The following is a 20315-nucleotide window of genomic DNA, read 5'->3' as shown; positions in this document are numbered from 1 at the left end:
GCCTCCTTTTACGAGAGTCGTATTCGCTCGTGATGTGTATATACATTAAATGACTGGTTCCTCGCAAAACCAATCATCATGATATTCAGCTCCTCGGCCATCTGAATGGCAAGCTCGGTCGGTGCGGACTTGGAAATGACCGCAGAGACGCCGATTTTTGCCGCTTTTAGCAGCACTTCAGACGAGATTCGGCCGCTGAATACGATCAGCTTGTCCCGGACCGGAACCTGATGCAATAAACAAAATCCGTACAATTTATCCAGCGCATTGTGCCTTCCAATATCAGACCTCGTCGCGATCATTTTGTCTGGGGTGCACAAAGCGGCGTTGTGAACGCCTCCCGTATGCTGAAAAAGCTTGCTGTTTTTCTGCATGTCACGCATAAGCGCCAAACAGTTTTCAGGTTTGATCGTTACATAATGAAGGGCGGTTTTCGCCGTTTTGACATCCTGCTGGAAATAAAAATGCCGCCCTTTCCCGCAGCAGGACCCAATCACCCGCTTCGTGTAATCTTGAAGCCGAAGCTGATTTGAGCTGACAAGATCGACATATGCGAAACCAAGACTTTCGTCTATTGTAAACCTTTTAATCTCTTTTTTAAATCGGATAACCCCTTCGGATGCCAGAAATCCAATCACAAGTTCTTCCAGGCTGTCCGGCGAACAAACCAGTGTGACGAACTCTTCGCCGTTCACCATTACAGTCAAGGGGTACTCTGTCGCCATCTGATCCTCTCGCTGCACAAGCTCTCCATGATCATACCGGAAAACGCTGCGGCTTGTTGTGATGTTTTTCCCCATTGGTAACCCAGCCCCTTTTATATCTTTCATTATTTATTACTATACTCGTCTATCATGATACTTCACAACTCCCAGGTCAAATTTGGAAGCTTCATCTTGTTGATAGTTTGAAAATATGATATTATTTTTAAAAATTCACAAAATAGACACTTTTCTATCGATATGCGCCAATCACTGCTCCCAAACTCCTCAACCAGCTTCCGTTTTACAAACAGTTTTTTCATTTCCACAGGAGGACCTGACATGAAAAAAACAAAAAACAGGTGGCTCATCGCTCTTTGTGCGGTCGGAATCCATTTATCCATCGGGTCTGTGTATGCATGGAGCGTGTTTACAAATCCGCTTGCAGACCAATTCGGCTGGAGCCTGAGCCAAATCAGTCTGACGTTCAGCATCGCGATTTTATTTCTCGGCCTTTCAGCCGCATTTTTAGGACATTTCGTTGAAAAACACGGCCCCAAAAAAGCCGGTATGCTCGCGGCGTTTTTCTTCGGTATCGGTGTGACCTTTTCCGGGGTCGCCGTTCAGCTCGGCTCCCTTCCGCTGCTCTATTTGTTTTATGGCGTTTTTGGCGGCATCGGCCTCGGTGTCGGCTATATTACGCCTGTCTCTTCGCTTGTGAAATGGTTTCCGGACCGCCGCGGCCTGGCTACGGGGCTGGCCATCATGGGATTTGGCTTTGCGGCTTTGATCAGCAGCCCGATTATTCAGCTTTTGATCAGCCATACCGGGATTTCCAACACGTTCTTTATTCTCGGTATCTGCTATTTTGCGGTGATGATGCTCTCTTCCGTTTACCTTGCTCCTCCTGAAGAAGGCTGGGTGCCGAAAGGGTATTCTCCCGCAGCAGGAAGGACGGTCCGTCATCTGGATTTATCGCAGCTGACGGCAAACGAGGCCATTAAGACGAAACGGTTTTATTATTTATGGCTTATGCTTTTCATTAATGTCACGTGCGGAATTGCCATCATTTCGATCGCATCTCCGCTCTCCCAGGAAAGCGCGGGTTTTTCCGCAGCCGGAGCCGCCGCGCTCGTTGGCATTTTGGGTGCGTTTAACGGCTTCGGACGCATCGGCTGGGCTTCCGCATCGGATTATATCGGACGGCCGAATACGTATACCGTCTTTTTCGCCATTCAGCTTATTGCTTTTCCGCTGCTGCCGTTTGTTGCAGATCCAGTCATCTTCTCTGGCTTGATGGCGCTGATCTATACGTGCTATGGAGGCGGCTTTGCCGCCATTCCGGCATATATCGGCGATTTATTCGGGACAAAGCAGCTCGGCGCCATCCACGGATACATGTTAACAGCGTGGGCGGCAGCCGGACTTGTGGGGCCGATGTTCTCATCTTGGATTCGCGATGTAACGGGAAGCTACAGCCAAAGTCTGACGGTTTTTTCCGTCCTGTTCGGCATCGGACTGCTCCTCTCGTTTTTCATCAGGGCGGATATGAAGCAATTGAGAAAAAGAGCAGCGGTCCAAATCTCAAGTTCAGCAAAGGGATAATGCACTTATAAAGCCGGAAAGGAGAGCGGTGTAAATGGGAAAAACGAAGCACCAAGGTCCAATGAAATTAAATAAAAAACCGGCGCCAAAACTCTGGGCATCCTGGGCGCCGATGGGTCTCGGCAAGGTAAAACCAAAGCATATCAGAGATACGATGAAAGCCGCCTGGGATAATAAAGACAACTTGACATATGCCTACAGAATTTTGACAGAGGGCGTTTGCGACGGCTGTGCGCTGGGCGTCTCAGGCTTGCGCGACCAAACGCTCACAGGCCCCCACCTCTGTACGACGAGGCTGAATGTGCTGCGCCTGAACACAATGCCGGAGATTGAGGGGAAATGGCTGTCGGCCGATATCGAACAGCTTCGCAAGCTGGACAGCACAGAACTCAGAAAACTTGGGCGCATCCCTTATCCATTATCAAGAAAAAAAGGCGCATCCACATTTACGAGAATCTCTTGGGATGACGCGCTCAGCCGAATTGCCGACAAAATCAAGTCGATTGATAAAAGGCAGCTCGCCTTTTACTTAACCGCCCGGGGCATCACGAATGAAGTCTATTACACAGCGGGAAAAGCGGCCCGCTTTATCGGTACGAACAACATTGACAATGCGTCGCGGATTTGCCACTCACCAAGCAAAACGGCATTAAAAAGGTCGCTTGGAATCGGCGCCTCCAGCTGCAGCTACCGCGACTGGATCGGGACGGATGTCCTCGTGTTTTGGGGTTCTGTCGCCGCCAATAACCAGCCTGTATCGACAAAATATATGTACGCCGCCAAAAAAGCGGGCACGAAAATCATTATGATCAACCCGTACAAAGAACCGGCCATGGAAAATTATTGGATTCCATCGATAGCTGAAAGCGCACTTTTCGGCACGAAAATCGCTGATGACGTATATCAGGTCAATATCGGCGGTGATATTGCCTTTATGAACGGTGTGATGAAGCACTGGTTTGACATGGAGCGGGAAAACCCCGGTTCAGCCATAGACCGCGCCTTCATCGATGCACACACAAACGGCTTCAGAGAGCTGAAGCAGCATATCGCAAAGCAACGATGGGAAGAGCTTGAAGCATCGTCCGGCTTATCGAAGGAAAGAATGAAAGAGTTTGCCGTACTGCTTGCAAAAGCCAAAACCGGCGTCTTGATTTGGAGCATGGGGCTCACCCAGCACCGCTTTGCGACAGACAACATTTCCCAAGTGGCGAATCTCGCGCTCTTGCAAGGATTCATCGGCAGAACACATTGCGGCGTCATGCCGATTAGAGGCCACAGCGGTGTGCAGGGATCCGGTGAAATGGGAGCCGATCCTTTCGTTCTTCCCGGCGGTGAGTTTGATGAAGAGAATGCGGCCCGCCTTGAGAAACTTTGGGGTTTTGACATTCCGAAATGGCAGGGCGACACGATCGGCCAAACGATTGAAAACATGCTTCTCCCTGATGAAAGCCGAAACAAAGTAAAGGTTTTTTATACGAGCGGCGGCAATTTTTTAGAAACGATGCCGAATCCGGATTTTATCGAGAAAGCATTGCAGGAAGTCGAACTGAGGGTTCACCAGGATATCATTTTCAATACATCAACACTTGTCGATGCAAAAGAGGAAGTCATTGTGCTTCCGGCCATGACGAGGTATGAACAGCCTGGCGGCGGCACCTCGACAAGCACAGAACGAATGGTCTATTTCAGTCCTGAGATTAAAGGGCCGCGTATCGCTGAAGCCCGGCCGGAATGGGCTATTTATGTTGATCTTGCCAAGCGCGTCCGTCCTGAAGCGAAAGAACTGATCGATTTTCCAAACGCCGCGGCCATCCGCGAGGAAATCGCTCAAGCCAACCGGCAATATGACGGTATACAGCATCTGAAACATCGCGGGGATGTCTTTCAATGGGGCGGGGCATGGCTTTGTGAAGGGGGCATTTGTCCGACAGCCGACGGAAAAGGACAGCTGATTCCTGTCGAGCTTCCGGAAAACAGGCGAACAGAAGGGCAGTTTCGAGTGACGACAAGGCGGGGAAAACAATTTAATTCGATGATTTATAGTGAAAAAGATCCGTTCAATGCCGCGGACCGCTATGATGTGATGATCAATGAAAAGGATGCAGAGGATCTCTTTATTCAGAATGGAGAAGCCATCGTCCTGTTCAACCGCTTCGGAACCTTTCAGGGGCGGGCGAAATTTGCCAACGTGAAGCGCGGTAATACAGCGGTTTACTGGCCTGAAGGAAATGTCTTGATTCCGAAAGGTGTTTATGAAAACAATGCCAAAATTCCGGAGTACAATACAATGGTCATGATTGAAAAGGCGGAAATCTTCCATTCAAGAAAAGACAGCCGCTATAAAGAGAAGCGGATTGAAGAGCTTGAAATGACGACCGATTAAATGAGATGGGAGACGGCGGGTATAGCGCCGTCTCTTATTTCATGCGGAATTACTTGGACATTTTGACGCCTTCTTCTTTCCACACGTTTTTAAACTCATTTGCTGATTCAGCCTCAATCAGTTTGCCGCCTCCGGCTTTCGCTACATTTTTCAGCTTTTCTTTTTCTTTTACCGTTTTCACATCTAAACCGACGATGTTCACGATTGTTTTAATATTTGATTCACGGAGATCTTTTGCCGCTTTTACAGGGTCTCCCCCGCAAGTTTCTTCACCATCCGTCACGATGTAAACATAATTTTTGCCGTCTTTATCCGCAAGGTCTGCTTTTACATCATAAAGGGATTTGGCAATCGGAGACCATCCGGTAGGTTTGATGCCGCTTAAAGAATCCTGGAAAGCGTTTGCTGAGAACGGCTGCAAATCATAGATCGTTTCAGTCGTTCCGCATGACACTTCTTTTCCGGAGTTTTTATTATTGCCTTTATGACCGAAGACATTGAGCATGACATTCGCATCGCTAGGAAGCAGATCAGCGAAGTCGGTGACTGATTCTGTGGCAATGTCGAATTTTTTCTCTCCCTCAATTCTTTGCGCCATACTTCCGCTTGCATCAAGAACCACGGCGACATTGACATCCTTTTTGCCGCTATCTTGAGTATTGCCGTTTTCGGCTGCGAAAGCCGCCGGCGTCAATGACAGAAGCATGGTGAACGTCGTCAGCAAAGTCAACCTTTTTTTCATCATGATCACTTTCCTTTCCCTCTTGTTTTTGGACCGGCTGTTCCTGTCCACCAACATCGTAAAAGAAGACATGGTAGAAATAAATAGGCCGACTCTCCCTTTCAAATTCACAAATTATTCATATTCTGTGCGCTGATAGAACGGCAGTTCCCCTTAGGTCCTATCAAAAAAGTCCGCTAAAAAGGGCATGATCTTCCCAATAAAACACAGAGCTCAGCAAATAACCCCTCCAAAGGACGCAGAGGGGTTCATCGTTCTGACATCATAACTTAACATTTGTAACGTGCTTCACCGGCATTTTAAAAGCGGGCTGCGGATTTGTTTCCGCAGCTTTTTCCACTTTATTTAGTAAGCTCGGCCGCTTCCTGGGTAAAGATCTTTTGAATGTCGTTTCTGGTTTTGGCTTGGAAATACTCCCCGCCGCCAGCTTTTGCGATGCTTGTCAACTGTCCATGGAAATCTCCTTCATAATCGAAGCCGATGACATTGACGACTGTGTCACGATCTGATTTGCGCAATTCTGTTGCTACTTTTACCGGATTTCCGCCGCATGTTTCTTCACCATCTGTCAGCAGATAAACAACGTTTTTGCCGTTATTGTCCAGCTGGTCAAAAGCATTTTTCGCATCTTGAAGGGCATTTGCAATCGGTGTCCAGCCCGTTGGTCCGATTCCGTTTAACGAATTGCGGAAGCTTTGCTCATCATATGTTTGGAAGCCGTACACACCTCTGATGGCATTGCAGGACTGCACTTTGCCAGAGTTTTTATTGTTTCCCTCTGAACCGAAAACCCGCATGAGCACATTTGCGTTTTCAAGCTTTGAGCCGAAGCTGAACGCTTCATTTTTGGCAAGCTCATATTTTGAAACCCCGTTGATTTTTTTCGCCATGCTGCCGCTCGCATCAAGCATGATCGCAATGTTTGGAGCACTTGCTTCCTGCTTCTTTTCCGCAGCGAAAGCAGGTGTTCCCAAGCTTAACACCATGGCTGTCAAAATACCAATTGTCAGTTTCTTCTTCATTCTCCCTTTCCCCTTTCATGATAAAGTCGTCAACACATTATTATCGTAGAAGAACACTGGACAGAAATAAATAGGGCATGTCTCCTTTTCCTTGTCATTCATTTCCGCACACAACAATTTCTTGAAATGGTTATTAACACCTGATTGAGCACAAGCAGACGGCAGATTAACGGTCTTTGGACACTGTTTATCAGCCCCTTCGGCATATTATTTTGAAATATTTGTATGAAGCTGCCCATGTCAAAAGCGTTCATGATGATGACATATATGCCAACTAAAAAAACGCTCCCAGGGGAAGCGCCTTTTATTTTTTCGCCATGTATTTATTTAAAAACTTGTCAGCGTTGGAAATAGCCGTGCCTTGGTAATAATATTTGACGATGTCTTCCGCTTTCTTTCCTTCCTGCGCCATATAATGGGCTCCGTATTGGCTCATCCCCACTCCGTGGCCATAGCCCCGCGTTGTCACGATGATCTGGTTCCCTTTGCGCTTCCATTCAAAATCGGCCGACTGAAGCCCGAGTTTTTCCCTAACGTCTCTTCCCTCTATTTTCTTCCCGTTGATCACGACGTTTGCCACGCGTTTTCCGGGCGTCCGACCGGTGATTTCCCCGATGCTGTTGGAATCCGAGAGCTGGACACCGAGCTTTTGTTCGAACTCCGCCACCGTAAAGGTCTTATGGTTTAAAAACTTAGGGGATTTGCGGTCCCAGGCACTTTTTACGCTTTTCAGATACGGAATATCACTTGTCCAATAGGCTTCGGCATTTTCAGTATAGCCATTGCTTGTGGAAAAAAACGATGCGTCAATCGGCTTATGATTGTAGGTTAAAATTTTGCCTTGTGTGCTGGCAACGGCTTCGGTCACCTTCTTTATCTTCCAGTCATAATCCTCTTTCCAAATTTGCCGAAGCTCTGATTTGCTTTTATACACCTGGAACATCTGGCTATCATCGACAAGCGAGCCTTTAGGCGGCTGCACAGCCTGATCCGATACCATCTGTCTGACGATGTAAGTGCGGGCTGCAAGCGCCTGTGCTTTTAAAGCTTCGATGTTAAAATCAGCCGGCATTTCTGAGGCGACAACCCCCATGACATACTCTTCTAACGGAATGTCTTCTACTTTCCGGTCAGCCGTTCTATAGACCGGAATCGAAACGGGAGACTCTTTTAATATTGCTGTCTTCTTTTCCTCTTTTTGTTCAGTCTGCCTCTCTGAGATTTGCGTCCCGGACTCTCCTTTAAAAGGAAGAACAAGCAGGGTTGGTACGAGTAAAATCAGCATGCATATGCCTGCTAGTACAATCAATAGCTGTTTCAAATTAGCTGCCCCCATTTCTGTTTTGTCCCTTTCATTTTATGGGCGCAGACAAGCTATTATGACTGTACTTTTTAACAGAACACATGTATATTTCAAGCTGTTTTTGTGCACAATGATAGATATGAAAGACAACTTGGTATAGAATGCTTGATAAATAAAAAATCAGCATGTCGTATGACATACTGATTTCGTTACGTTTATGCGTTTAAATCTGATACAACTTCTTTGCTTTCAAGGCGGGCTGCTTCTTCATCGTTTACGCGTTCGATATCAGCGCCAAGGCTTGCAAGTTTTTGATGGAAGTTGACATATCCGCGATCCAAGTGCTTTAATTCTGTCACCCTTGTATGACCGTCTGCGACAAGGCCAGCCAAAATCAGAGCTGCACCAGCCCGCAGGTCGGTTGCGGCCACTTCAGCGCCTTGAAGCTGCACAGGACCGTTAATGATGACAGAACGCCCTTCAATTTTAATGTCTCCATTCATACGGCGAAACTCCTCCGCATGCATGAAACGGTTTTCGAATACGGTTTCTGTGATCATGCTGGTTCCATTTGCGCGCATTAAAAGTGCCATCATCTGTGACTGCATATCAGTCGGGAAACCTGGATGAGGCATCGTTTTTAAATCGATCGCTTTTAATTTAGCAGGGCCGATAATCCGCAGACCGTCTGCTTCTTCCAAAATTTGAACGCCCATTTCTTCCATTTTGGCAATTAAAGATGTTAAATGCTCGGGAACAGCCCCTTGCACCAATACGTTCCCTTGGGTAATCGCCGCCGCAACCATAAAAGTTCCCGCCTCAATCCGGTCAGGAATAATGGTATGTTTGGCGCCGTGAAGCGTTTTAACACCTTCAATTTTAATGGTGCCTGTACCGGCACCCCGAATTTTACCGCCCATTGCGTTGATATAATTAGCCAAATCAACGATTTCCGGCTCTTTCGCAACGTTTTCCAGCGTTGTCGTACCTTCCGCCAGAGCCGCTGCCATAATCAAGTTTTCAGTCGCTCCGACACTAGGGAAATCAAGATAAATCTTCGCTCCTTGAAGACGTCCTTCCACAATCGCTTCAATAAAGCCGTTGCCGACCTTGATTTTTGCCCCCATTGCCTCAAAGCCTTTGAGATGCTGATCAATCGGTCTCGAGCCGATCGCACATCCTCCCGGCAGAGCTACTCTTGAATGGCCGGTACGAGCAAGCAGCGGGCCCATCACCAATACAGATGCGCGCATTTTTCGGACATATTCAAACGGAGCCTCAGTTGACAATGTGCGAGATGCATCAACCGTTACTGTATTATTCTCAAAATGTACATCTGCGCCTAGATGACGTAACACTTCGTTAATCGTATATACATCGGAGAGCGTAGGCACATCACATATTACGCTTTTTTCTTCACTGGCTAATAAAGATGCAGCGATAACAGGTAAAACGGCATTTTTTGCTCCTTCAACTTTGACTGTGCCGTTTAACTTTCGACCGCCGCGGACGATGATTTTTTCCAAGGTATTCCCCTCCGCGTCCCAATTTCTCTATATTAATATTCAGTCGTGACGATTGGTGTGCCAACCGTGACGGTAAGTTTTTCGCCCATTCCCGCATTTCTAAGCGAGACTTGCAAGTTCATTTGATGTTTTTCTGTCTGGATGGATTCTTTCCACTCGTTAGTATAGGCAGAAACAGATACGAAATTTGGTTCAATTAAATCTTCAACTGACTTTGCGTTAAATTCATTGACAAGTTCTTTTGCTTTTTTTTGCAAAACAACATTCATCATACCATTTAAATAGCCCTTTAGACAAGTAAAAATTGCGGTCTTTTCTCGCATTATGTCGAATGCATTCCGTTCAAACTGCTTATATGTATGATTCCAGTTTTCCCGTGATCCCGCGCCTTTTTGCTCATATAATAAATACGAAACTAGTCTTTGTTTTGTGTGGGTAGCCGTCAAATATATTTTCGATCTGATTCGGTTTTTCCTGTCGGTATGAATACCTGTCGCTTTTAATGTGTTGCTTTCTTTTGTTACAGTCCATTCATACTGTCGATATTGTTGTTTGAAATGTTTCACTTTTGCAAAAAAATCATCTTCAGTCAAAGACAGCTGTTTTTTGGTGTGAAGCGTCCATTCTTCAAGCACAACGTCATGGCGGTTTAAACCTTCCGCCAGCTGCTCAAGCGTCGAATTCCCCGCCGCTTGAAGCGATTGAAATACATGAACCATCAGAAATAAAACCATAATAAAAATGAGGGCATAAACCGTTTGTTTTTTCTTCATTTTCCATCATCCTCTCCTACTCTCCATTGTTGACGGATCGCAGGAAAAGCATACGTGGAAAAACAAGGTCAACCCGCACGAATTGCGGACGACCAGGCTCAAGGTTTAGCCCGCATTTTGTCCATTCCTAAAAAGTTCGGATTAGGAAAATAAATTTTGCAGCTGTCTGGAATAATAAAGATAATCCAAGAAAAAGTTGCTGACAGTGGAGCCGATGGCTATCGTAATCAAGATCATGAACAGCCTTGCCTGAATGATTTTCCCTTTCCTGATGAGCGGATCGATGTTGACCGAAAGAAGAGCCCACCATGTCAGCGCAATAAAAACAAGATGAACGAAAATACTGACAGCAGCCTGTTGTCCAATCCCTTCCATTATCGGTGACGCCTCCTTGTGTTGAGGGCCGGGTGAAATCGTCCGGCACATCCTAGTCTCTTCTGCTTAAGGATAAGGAATCATGCTGATCATTTCAAATCATTTTACCAATTTTCATGTTTGATGTTAATACGGTGGTGCATAGTACTTTTTTCCACAGATGTAGTGATCCCCTATTGCCTGAGGTGTTTGTTTTAGGAGTGAATAGATTCAGTGGATGCATCTCACTTCCTCATTTGCTGGAAGAGAAAATAGCTTACTATTTTGATTATAGAGAGATTCGAACCAAAAAGATGAACAATTTGTGAACTTTTTTCAACATTTATTCTGGCTTCCTGAGCAAAAAAAGGACCCGTCCCACACTTCAATATGGGAAGGGTCCGGATTTTATTTTGCTACTTCCAACCGATTAATCGCGCGTTTTAAAGCTAGCTCTGCCCGAAGAATGTCAACATCTGGAGATTGTTTTTGCAAGCGTTCCTCGGCACGCCGTTTTGCAGCCAAGGCACGTTCTTTATCAATGTGTTCAGATGTTTCTGCCGTCTGGGCCAGAATGGTGACATGGTCAGGGCGAACTTCCACTATCCCTCCGCTGACGGCAACCAGCTCAGTTTGACCGTCTTTTTTAAGACGGACTGCAGCAATTTTTAGCGGAGCAACCGTCGGAATATGGCCGGGCAAAATACCAAGCTCACCGCTCTCTGCTCGAACGCTTACCATTTCGATATCCGCATCGTACACTGGGCCGTCGGGAGTAACGATATTGACTTTTAAGGTCTTCATGCTTTTACCCTCCTAGGACCAGATTAGACTTCTACACCCATTTCTTTCGCTTTTTCGACAACTTCTTCAATTCGGCCGACAAGACGGAAAGCGTCCTCTGGAAGGTGATCATACTTACCTTCAAGGATTTCTTTAAAGCCTTTTACCGTTTCCTTGACAGGAACGTAAGAACCTTTTTGGCCCGTAAACTGTTCAGCTACGTGGAAGTTTTGCGAAAGGAAGAATTGTACGCGGCGCGCACGGCTTACGACAAGTTTATCCTCGTCTGAAAGCTCATCCATTCCGAGAATCGCGATGATATCCTGAAGCTCTTTATAGCGCTGCAAAATTTGCTGTACGCTTCGAGCCACTTCATAATGTTCTTCTCCGACGATTTCAGGAGCAAGCGCACGGGAAGTCGAAGCCAACGGGTCAACCGCTGGATAAATCCCCATTTCTGACAGCTTACGCTCGAGGTTTGTCGTCGCATCCAAGTGAGCGAACGTTGTAGCCGGAGCCGGGTCAGTATAGTCATCCGCAGGAACGTAAATCGCCTGAATCGATGTAACAGATCCGACATTTGTTGATGTAATCCGTTCCTGAAGCTGACCCATTTCTGTCGCCAGTGTCGGCTGATAACCAACCGCTGACGGCATGCGGCCAAGCAGGGCGGATACTTCAGAACCGGCTTGAGTGAACCGGAAGATATTATCGATAAAGAACAATACGTCCTGGCCTTCTTTATCACGGAAATGCTCAGCCATTGTAAGACCTGTCAGCGCGACACGCATCCGCGCGCCAGGCGGCTCGTTCATCTGTCCGAATACCATCGCTGTTTTCCCGATAACACCGGAATCTTTCATTTCATAGTAAAGGTCATTACCTTCACGCGTACGCTCTCCAACACCCGCGAACACTGAGATACCGCCGTGCTCTTGAGCGATGTTGTTAATAAGCTCCTGAATCAATACGGTTTTACCAACTCCCGCACCTCCAAAAAGACCGATCTTTCCGCCTTTAATATATGGTGCAAGCAAGTCGACAACTTTGATACCCGTTTCCAAAATCTCGACTTCTGTTGACAGCTGGTCAAATTTAGGAGCCTCTCTATGAATCGGATCCTTCGGAGTATCAGGCGCCATCGGCTCATCCAAATCAATCTTTTCTCCGAGTACGTTAAACACGCGTCCGAGTGTTGCGTTTCCGACTGGAACAGAGATCGGCTCTCCCAGATCGATGGCTTCCATCCCGCGGGTCACACCATCTGTAGAAGCCATTGCAATCGTCCGAACGGAATCATCACCCAAATGAAGCGCAACTTCAAGGGTGAGCTCGATATCTACTTCATTTTCGTTCTGCGCTTTATGTGAAACTTTAATCGCATTATAAATCTCAGGTAAGTGACCGTCTTCAAAACGAACGTCTACGACCGGTCCCAATACTTGGCTAACGCGTCCTTTTTTCATCTTTATCCCTCCTGACAAACTTTTTCTATTCTAAGGCAGCAGCACCGCCGACAATTTCCGTGATTTCCTGTGTGATCGCGGCCTGACGGGCACGGTTGTATGACAGTTCAAGATCAGCGATAAGCTCCTTCGCATTGTCGGTCGCATTTTTCATCGCCGTCATTCTTGCGGCATGCTCACTCGCTTTACTGTCAAGAATCGCACCAAAAATCAAGCTTTCAGCGTATTGAGGAAGGAGCACTTCCAAAATCTCTTCTTCGTCCGGTTCAAATTCAAACGACGTCCTTTTCTTGTTTGGCGCAATATCTGTTAAAGGCAGCAGCTTCTTCTCTGTTACCTCCTGAGAGATGGCGCTGACATAGTGATTGTAGAACATATAAAGTTCATCAAAGGTTTCGTCGATAAACATTTGTACCGTGCTGTTCGCCAAATCCCTGATTTCCGGAAATGTAACTTCATCCTTGACCCCTGTCGTTTCAGAGATGACGGGGATTCCGCGTTTTTTAAAGAAATCGCGTCCCATCCTGCCGATGGCGATGACGGCATACTCATCTTTTGACTGATGGTGCTCCTGAATCCTTTGGTACACTTTGCGAAGAACGTTTGCATTAAAAGCTCCTGCCAAGCCCCTGTCAGATGTAATGACCAGATAGCCGGTCCGCTTCACAGGACGGCTGGTCATCATCGGATGCGTCCCGGAGTAGCCAAGCGCAATGTCCGCAACGACTTCCTGCATTTTCTCCATGTAAGGAACGAACGATTTTGCATTGTTCTCAGCCCGGTTCAGCTTTGAAGCGGAAACCATTTGCTGGGCTTTGGTGATTTGACTCGTCTTTTTATTTGAAGTAATCCTGGATTTAATATCCCGTAATGAGGCCAAAAGGTTTCACCACCTTTTTGTTTTCAAATTCGCTTCGAAATACGTGAAAAAGAGAGAAAAAGACACTCTTTTTCTCACCTTTTATTGTTTAATTGCTTGGTGCAAACGTGCGTTTAAAGCCTTCGATTGCAACCTTCATGTCCTCGTCTGCAGGAAGGTTGCCTGACTGTGCGATTGAATCGAGAAGGTCTTTATGGTTTTGGTCAAGGTACATAAAGAACTCTTCTTCAAAGCGTCTGATGTCCTCAACAGGAATATCATCAAGGAATCCTCTCGTGAGGGCATAAAGAATCGCAACCTGCTTTTCAACGCGAAGCGGTTTATGCAGATCCTGCTTCAGAACTTCAACTGTACGGGCTCCGCGGTTCAGCTTCGCCTGTGTCGCTTTATCCAAATCCGATCCGAACTGTGCGAATGCTTCCAGCTCGCGGTATGAAGCCAGATCAAGACGAAGCGTACCTGATACTTTCTTCATCGCTTTGATCTGCGCAGATCCTCCGACACGGGATACAGACAATCCTGGGTTGACCGCCGGACGCACGCCTGAGAAGAACAGATCAGACTGCAGGAAGATTTGACCGTCCGTGATCGAGATGACGTTTGTCGGAATGTACGCCGAAATGTCGCCCGCTTGCGTTTCTACGAACGGCAATGCCGTTAAAGAGCCTCCGCCTTTGGCGTCGCTCAGTTTTGCGGCGCGTTCAAGCAGACGGGAGTGAAGATAGAATACATCTCCAGGGAATGCTTCACGGCCTGGAGGGCGGCGAAGAAGCAAGGACAGTTCACGATATGCCGTAGCCTGTTTTGAAAGGTCATCATATACAACCAAAACATGTTTTCCGTTGTACATGAATTCTTCTCCCATCGAAACCCCTGCATATGGCGCAAGATACAATAAAGGAGCAGGCTGTGAAGCGGAAGCCGTCACAACGATCGTATAGTCAAGGGCGCCGTGTTTGCGAAGCGTTTCAACAACACCGCGGACCGTTGATTCTTTCTGACCGATCGCAACATAAATACAAATCATGTCCTGATCTTTTTGATTCAGGATCGTGTCGATCGCAATCGACGTTTTCCCCGTTTGACGGTCGCCGATGATCAGCTCACGCTGGCCGCGGCCGATCGGAATCAAGGCATCGATCGGTTTAATTCCCGTTTGCAGCGGCTCGTGAACGGATTTACGATCCATAACCCCAGGTGCCGGACTTTCGATCGGACGGGTTTTGCTTGTTAATACAGGGCCGAGTCCGTCGACAGGCTGGCCGAGCGGATTGACAACGCGTCCAAGCAGCTCTTCTCCGACGGGAACTTCCATGATCCGGCCCGTTCTTTTTACTTCATCGCCTTCGCGGATGTCTTTGAAAGGCCCCAAAATAACGATACCCACGTTTGATTCTTCCAGGTTTTGGGCAAGGCCCAGAACACCGTTTGAAAATTCAACAAGCTCACCTGCCATACAGTTATCAAGGCCGTGTACGCGTGCGATACCGTCACCAACCTGAATCACCGTACCTACGTCGTGAACTTCTATTTCAGACTGATAATTTTCAATTTGCTGTTTAATAAGAGTGCTAATTTCTTCAGCTTTGATGCTCACTTAGGTTTCACCCCTTCTTTCGATTTTCACCCGCTAATTGACGCTCGATCCGGGCAAGCTTTCCGCTTACACTGCCGTCAAATATGCGGTTTCCAATGCGGATTTTCACTCCGCCTATCAAATCCGGGTTCACTTCATTTCTGACGCGCAATGAAGCGGCTCCGGCTTTCTTTGCAAACACTTCAGAAAAAGAGGCAATCTCCTCTTCACTGAGCGGTTTTACAGAATACACGATGGCATCTTCCGTCTGGCGTGAACGGTTTGCCATTTTAACATACTCATCCGCGAGTTCGGGGATGATCTTCGTCCGCGCCCGGTCGACCAGAAGATAAAGTGTATGCAGCACTGCAGTCGAGACAGACCCGAATGCACCTTTTAAAACCTGCTTTTTCTTTTCCGTCGGCACTTTCGGATGACTCAGCACCGCATTCAGTTCTTTATGATCGATAAAGATTTTCCTGATGACGGTCAGCTCTTCTTCTATTTCATCGACCAGCTTGGATTCAAGCGCAATGTCAAACAGAGCGGCTGCGTATCGTTTTGAGACAGCTGATTCACTCATCGGCTTTCTCCTACTTCTTTAAGGTAATCCTGGATCAATTTTTCCTGGGCTTGTTCGTCCAGTTCTTTTTCGATCACTTTTGAAGCGATCATGACAGAAAGTGAAGCGACCTGCTCGCGCAGCGCGCTGACGGCCTGATCTCTTTCCTTGACGATCTCGCTTCTTGCAGATTCTTTCATACGTTCCGCTTCCTGACGCGCAGCCTTGATGATTTCTTCTTTTTGCTGTTCACCCAACTTTTTCGCATTTTCAATCAGCGAATGGGATTCTTCGCGTGCTTCTTTCAAAAGCGCCTGCTGCTCTTCAATGAGCTTTTTCGCTTCTTCATTCTTTTTCTCGGCAGAGGAGATTTCCCCTGTGATGTAGTCTTCACGTTCTTTCATTATATTTAACAGCGGTCCTAAAGCGTATTTCTTCAAGAGCGCTAATAAAATCAACATGGCAACAAGCTGGAACAGCATCGTTCCCGCGTTAAAACCGACTCCTGCTCCCAAAACCTGTGGAATAAAAGACATCGAATACGCCAACTCCCTTCTTGCAGATTATCTATCCGGGACCGGCAGCACACTTCCCTCTATAGCAGACGGGGGCACTTCCGGCCATTATGACAGTTCAAGCAATCATAAAGCAATGGCGAAGGCCTCTTGCAGTGATCTTCGCCATTTACCAGTTTTATATTCGCTTTTAGCTGAAGAACGCTAAGAACGCAATTACAACAGCGATAATCGGAAGGGCCTCAACCAACGCAACCCCGATGAACATAAGGGTTCTCAATTCTTTTCCAGCCTCAGGCTGACGAGCGATTCCTTCCACCGTACGGGATACGATCAATCCGTTACCAATACCTGCACCAAGTGCACCTAATCCAATTGCGATTGCAGCTGCTATTAAACTCATGAAAAAGTTCCTCCTTTAATTGTTATCCATTTGGATATGTCTTTTTTTAATGATCATGACTCACTTTGTGGGACATGTAAACCATTGTCAGCATTGTGAAAATGAATGCCTGGATTGTACCTACGAACAGGCTGAACGCCTGCCATACCATCATCGGCACAATCGCACCTACGGTTCCCACAAGCCCCAGGAAAATGTTTTGAGAATAGAAGTTTGTGGCCAGTCCGGCAAGCAGGCCAAGCAAAATTTCGCCGGCGAAAATATTACCGTAAAGACGCAATCCCAATGTCAATGTGTTCGCAAACTCTTCTATTATTTTAAGCGGCACCAGATATGGAATCGGTCTGAAGAAATCTTTGGTATACTCCCCCAACCCTTTTCTTTTCACTCCGTAATAGTGAGTGAGGGCCACAACCATGACGGCGAGAGTTAATGTAACCGCCGGATCGGCTGTCGGGGATTTCCACCATAATTCATGGCCTACTGTAATGGAGAACGGCAGGCCGAGCATATTTGCGACAAATATGTACATCAAGAGCGTCACGCCAAGAGCGAGAAAATCTCTGCCAACCTTAAGGTCCATTGTGCTGCCGATAATATTGCGAACAAAATCGACAATCCATTCCATAAAATTCTGGGCTTTCGTCGGACGGATCGCGAGTGTTCTTGTGGTCAGCACCGCTATCAGAAAGACGATGACACATGTCACAGTAATCATTAGAATACTTGTTAAATCAAAATTGAGGCCTAAAAATTCTACAATTCTAGATTCGTGATTCAAAGGGTCTTCACCTCTCTTCCATTGATGAACGTTTTAGTTGGATAAAGGAATCTATCATAATGACAGGGTAAATTGTCATCAACCCCACAATGACGCCTGCCAAATGAATATATTCAGGAAATTTATAAGCAATGGCCGCCGCGATGATGGCGTTGCACAATCTGGAGGCAGTCCCGAGAGAGCGGATCATCTTGCCTTTCGCGACCGCTTTGTCAAAGGCCTGCATTCTTCTTGTCAGCAGCCAGAGATTGAGATAGCTGAACACAGTGCCGGTAATCAAGCCTAAAAAAATCGCCTGATATGGCAAAAATCCGTAGCCTAACACGCAGACTGCTAAAATATACAGCATATATTTTTGTTGCCTACGGAATGAAAGACTCGCATCGGTCATCAAATACTCTCCTGATGTAAAAATTTTGAAATCTATCTTACGATTACGGTAAACTAGGCGGCTTGACCAGTTCACAGAACAATGTGTTCTGCTCAAGACTTCACACATCCCGAAACACGCGGGATGTTTTCCGTCTTTCGCCTGCCAACATGGGGTTTTCAAAGGATTTTAACAGAGGACTGGTCATTATGATAACCGCTATGAAAACCTTATCATAATAGCCTATTTTAGCATACAATAGCCCCCTTTAGGTGTCAATCTGTTTAAAGTTAAAAAACTATTCATAATCAGGAAGCTTCTCACAAAATGTTCACAATTATGCCTTATTTAAGACACGCACATGTTTAATTATGGAATAAATCACAAAAAAAGAAAACCCTTTTCAAGGATTTTCTTTTGATTATTTCGTGCCGAACATCCGGTCACCGGCATCACCCAAACCGGGAACGATATATCCCTTTTCATTTAGTTTTTCATCTAATGCTGCGATGTAAATGTCAACGTCCGGATGGTGCTTCTGAACTTCGTCAACGCCTTCCGGAGCGGCAATCAGGCACATGAAACGGATATTCCTCGCACCGCGCTTCTTCAAGCTGTTCAGCGCCTCAACCGCCGAACCCCCTGTTGCCAGCATCGGATCGACAACGATAAATTCGCGTTCTTCCACATCGGACGGCAGCTTGACATAGTACTCAACAGGCTTCAGTGTTTCAGGATCACGGTAAAGTCCGACATGGCCGACTTTTGCCGCAGGGATCAGCTTCAAAATGCCGTCCACCATGCCAAGCCCTGCTCTGAGAATCGGAACGACCCCCAGTTTTTTACCGGCGATCACGCTTGATTTCGCCATTTGAACAGGCGTTTCCACATCGACTTCCATAAGCGGAAGATCGCGCGTGATTTCAAAAGCCATCAGCGTTGCAACCTCGTCGACAAGCTCCCTGAACTCCTTCGTTCCGGTCTTTACGTCCCTGATATATGTAAGCTTATGCTGTATAAGAGGGTGGTCAAACACATACACTTTTCCCATATCCGGTTTCAGCTCCTTTTAGACGGTCTTTTTTTCACACTTCTATTGATTCTACATAAAATCTCAACAGGTTTCAACAAAAATCCCGCTACAAATTAATGACAAAAAACCGCTCCCTTCAGAGGAGCGGCCTGGTTTATCTTAGTAATCCAATTCAGTATATAGAGGGAATCGGTCTGTCAAAGCTTCTACGCGCTGTTTCGCTTCTTCAAGCTTCGCCTGATCTTCATGGTTTTTCAGAGCAAGCGCGATGATCGCTCCTACTTCTTCGATCGCTTCCAGATCAAAGCCCCGGCTTGTGACCGCCGCTGTACCAACGCGGATTCCGCTTGTTACGAACGGTTTTTCCGGATCATACGGAATCGCGTTTTTGTTGACGGTGATTCCGACTTCGTCAAGTACATTTTCGGCGATTTTTCCAGTGATGCCGAGAGAGCGCAAATCAACAAGTACAAGGTGGTTGTCTGTTCCGCCTGAGACAAGCTGAATGCCTTCTTTAGCCAGCGTTTCAGCCAGGCGTTTCGCGTTGTCGATCACGTTTTGTGCATATGTCTTGAACTCGTCTTTTAAAGCTTCACCGAAGGAAACAGCTTTTGCCGCGATGACGTGCATCAGCGGGCCTCCTTGAATACCCGGGAAGATCGATTTATCGATTTTCTTCGCAAACTCTTCACGGCAAAGAATCATACCGCCGCGCGGTCCGCGCAGAGTTTTATGGGTAGTCGTTGTCACAAAGTCAGAATAAGGAACAGGATTCGGGTGAAGACCTGCAGCCACAAGACCGGCGATATGCGCCATGTCGACCATCACATACGCGCCGACTTCGTCAGCGATTTCACGGAACTTTTTAAAATCGATTGTGCGCGGGTATGCGCTCGCTCCGGCTACGATGAGCTTCGGCTTATGTTTAAGCGCTTTTTCGCGGACATCTTCATAGTCGATATATTGCGTTTCTCTATCAACGCCGTATTCCACAAAGTTGTATTGAACACCGCTGAAGTTAACAGGGCTTCCGTGCGTCAAATGTCCGCCGTGGGCAAGGTTCATTCCCAGCACGGTGTCTCCGTGCTCCAAAATGGTGAAATACACGGCCATGTTCGCTTGCGCACCGGAATGAGGCTGAACATTCACATGCTCTGCGCCGAAAATTTGCTTTGCACGGTCTCTTGCGATGTCCTCGGCGACATCTACATATTCGCAGCCGCCATAGTAGCGTTTTCCGGGATAACCTTCTGCATATTTATTTGTTAAGACGGAGCCTTGCGCTTCCATCACAGCTTCGCTTACAAAGTTTTCGGAAGCAATCAGCTCAATCTTCGACTGTTGACGTTTCCGCTCATCTTGAATGGCGCGAAAAACTTGTTCATCTTGCGCAGGTAAATGTTTCATCAGCGAGATCCTCTCCTATCTGTTTCCATTTCGTTAATTATACCATCTCATTGTACACGGTTTTTCATGCAAATGTAAGGGATTATTTTTAAAAATCGTTTTTTATTTTTACCAAATCCGAATATTA

Annotated in this window: 20 protein-coding genes; 2 read left to right on the top strand and 18 right to left on the bottom strand. The window is 46.7% G+C overall.

Annotation, left to right across the window (positions count from 1 at the left end):
• Positions 1-8 precede the first annotated feature (8 nt).
• A complete protein-coding gene (fdhD, locus tag ACINLD_RS12185; protein WP_026589071.1) occupies positions 9-800 on the bottom strand; it encodes a formate dehydrogenase accessory sulfurtransferase FdhD in 792 nt (263 codons plus the stop codon).
• A gap of 243 nt (positions 801-1043) precedes the next feature.
• Here fdhD and ACINLD_RS12180 point away from each other — a divergent pair, with 243 nt between their 5' ends.
• Positions 1044-2306, top strand: a complete 1263-nt coding sequence (locus tag ACINLD_RS12180; protein WP_026589073.1) for an OFA family MFS transporter — start codon at positions 1044-1046, stop codon at positions 2304-2306.
• A 34-nt stretch (positions 2307-2340) separates the two neighbouring features.
• Positions 2341-4692, top strand: a complete 2352-nt coding sequence (locus ACINLD_RS12175) for an FdhF/YdeP family oxidoreductase (protein WP_409444364.1) — start codon at positions 2341-2343, stop codon at positions 4690-4692.
• Between the two features lie 49 nt (positions 4693-4741).
• Here the strand turns inward: ACINLD_RS12175 and ACINLD_RS12170 are convergent, their stop codons facing one another.
• The 17 genes from ACINLD_RS12170 to glyA all read right to left on the bottom strand — a co-directional run bounded on the left by ACINLD_RS12170 (position 4742) and on the right by glyA (position 20188).
• Positions 4742-5434, bottom strand: coding sequence for a VWA domain-containing protein (locus tag ACINLD_RS12170; RefSeq protein ID WP_026589075.1), 693 nt, complete (start codon positions 5432-5434; stop codon positions 4742-4744).
• A gap of 341 nt (positions 5435-5775) precedes the next feature.
• On the bottom strand, positions 5776-6456 hold the full coding sequence (locus ACINLD_RS12165) for a VWA domain-containing protein (protein ID WP_026589076.1): 681 nt from the start codon (positions 6454-6456) through the stop codon (positions 5776-5778).
• Positions 6457-6760: 304 nt separating this feature from the next.
• A complete protein-coding gene (gene spoIID / locus ACINLD_RS12160; protein WP_026589077.1) occupies positions 6761-7777 on the bottom strand; it encodes a stage II sporulation protein D in 1017 nt (338 codons plus the stop codon).
• A gap of 197 nt (positions 7778-7974) precedes the next feature.
• A complete protein-coding gene (murA, locus tag ACINLD_RS12155; protein WP_026589078.1) occupies positions 7975-9285 on the bottom strand; it encodes a UDP-N-acetylglucosamine 1-carboxyvinyltransferase in 1311 nt (436 codons plus the stop codon).
• A 32-nt stretch (positions 9286-9317) separates the two neighbouring features.
• On the bottom strand, positions 9318-10058 hold the full coding sequence (locus tag ACINLD_RS12150; protein ID WP_026589079.1) for a YwmB family TATA-box binding protein: 741 nt from the start codon (positions 10056-10058) through the stop codon (positions 9318-9320).
• Positions 10059-10199: 141 nt separating this feature from the next.
• Complete coding sequence (locus ACINLD_RS12145; RefSeq protein ID WP_026589080.1) at positions 10200-10433, bottom strand: DUF1146 family protein; 234 nt, start codon at positions 10431-10433, stop codon at positions 10200-10202.
• A gap of 387 nt (positions 10434-10820) precedes the next feature.
• Positions 10821-11216: a F0F1 ATP synthase subunit epsilon gene (locus tag ACINLD_RS12140; protein ID WP_026589081.1), complete on the bottom strand. Its 396-nt coding sequence runs from the start codon at positions 11214-11216 to the stop codon at positions 10821-10823.
• A 23-nt stretch (positions 11217-11239) separates the two neighbouring features.
• A complete protein-coding gene (gene atpD, locus ACINLD_RS12135; RefSeq protein ID WP_026589082.1) occupies positions 11240-12661 on the bottom strand; it encodes a F0F1 ATP synthase subunit beta in 1422 nt (473 codons plus the stop codon).
• A gap of 25 nt (positions 12662-12686) precedes the next feature.
• Positions 12687-13541, bottom strand: a complete 855-nt coding sequence (gene atpG / locus ACINLD_RS12130; RefSeq protein ID WP_026589083.1) for an ATP synthase F1 subunit gamma — start codon at positions 13539-13541, stop codon at positions 12687-12689.
• Between the two features lie 88 nt (positions 13542-13629).
• Positions 13630-15138 (bottom strand): F0F1 ATP synthase subunit alpha, encoded by a 1509-nt coding sequence (gene atpA / locus ACINLD_RS12125; RefSeq protein WP_410207007.1) that lies wholly within the window; start codon positions 15136-15138, stop codon positions 13630-13632.
• A 7-nt stretch (positions 15139-15145) separates the two neighbouring features.
• Positions 15146-15700 carry a F0F1 ATP synthase subunit delta gene (locus tag ACINLD_RS12120; RefSeq protein WP_026589085.1) on the bottom strand — a complete coding sequence of 185 codons (555 nt, stop codon included), beginning with the start codon at positions 15698-15700 and terminating at the stop codon, positions 15146-15148.
• Positions 15697-16215: a F0F1 ATP synthase subunit B gene (gene atpF / locus ACINLD_RS12115; protein WP_026589086.1), complete on the bottom strand. Its 519-nt coding sequence runs from the start codon at positions 16213-16215 to the stop codon at positions 15697-15699. The genes ACINLD_RS12120 and atpF overlap by 4 nt, the downstream gene beginning before the upstream one ends.
• Before the next feature lie 169 nt (positions 16216-16384).
• The gene (gene atpE / locus ACINLD_RS12110; RefSeq protein WP_003186014.1) at positions 16385-16597 is read right to left on the bottom strand and encodes a F0F1 ATP synthase subunit C; all 213 of its coding nucleotides are present in this window, start codon (positions 16595-16597) and stop codon (positions 16385-16387) included.
• A 46-nt stretch (positions 16598-16643) separates the two neighbouring features.
• Entirely contained in the window at positions 16644-17378 is a 735-nt protein-coding gene (gene atpB, locus ACINLD_RS12105) for a F0F1 ATP synthase subunit A (protein ID WP_026589087.1), read from the bottom strand.
• Between the two features lie 7 nt (positions 17379-17385).
• On the bottom strand, positions 17386-17769 hold the full coding sequence (locus ACINLD_RS12100; protein ID WP_077736147.1) for an ATP synthase subunit I: 384 nt from the start codon (positions 17767-17769) through the stop codon (positions 17386-17388).
• Positions 17770-18169: 400 nt separating this feature from the next.
• Complete coding sequence (gene upp, locus ACINLD_RS12095) at positions 18170-18799, bottom strand: uracil phosphoribosyltransferase (RefSeq protein ID WP_026589089.1); 630 nt, start codon at positions 18797-18799, stop codon at positions 18170-18172.
• A 141-nt stretch (positions 18800-18940) separates the two neighbouring features.
• Positions 18941-20188, bottom strand: coding sequence for a serine hydroxymethyltransferase (gene glyA, locus ACINLD_RS12090; RefSeq protein ID WP_026589090.1), 1248 nt, complete (start codon positions 20186-20188; stop codon positions 18941-18943).
• Between the last annotated feature and the right edge of the window lie 127 nt (positions 20189-20315).

Origin of the sequence: Bacillus sp. z60-11, assembly GCF_046464135.1 — a bacterium.
Taxonomy (GTDB): domain Bacteria; phylum Bacillota; class Bacilli; order Bacillales; family Bacillaceae; genus Bacillus; species Bacillus sonorensis_A.
This window is presented reverse-complemented; position numbering and strand designations above follow the sequence as displayed.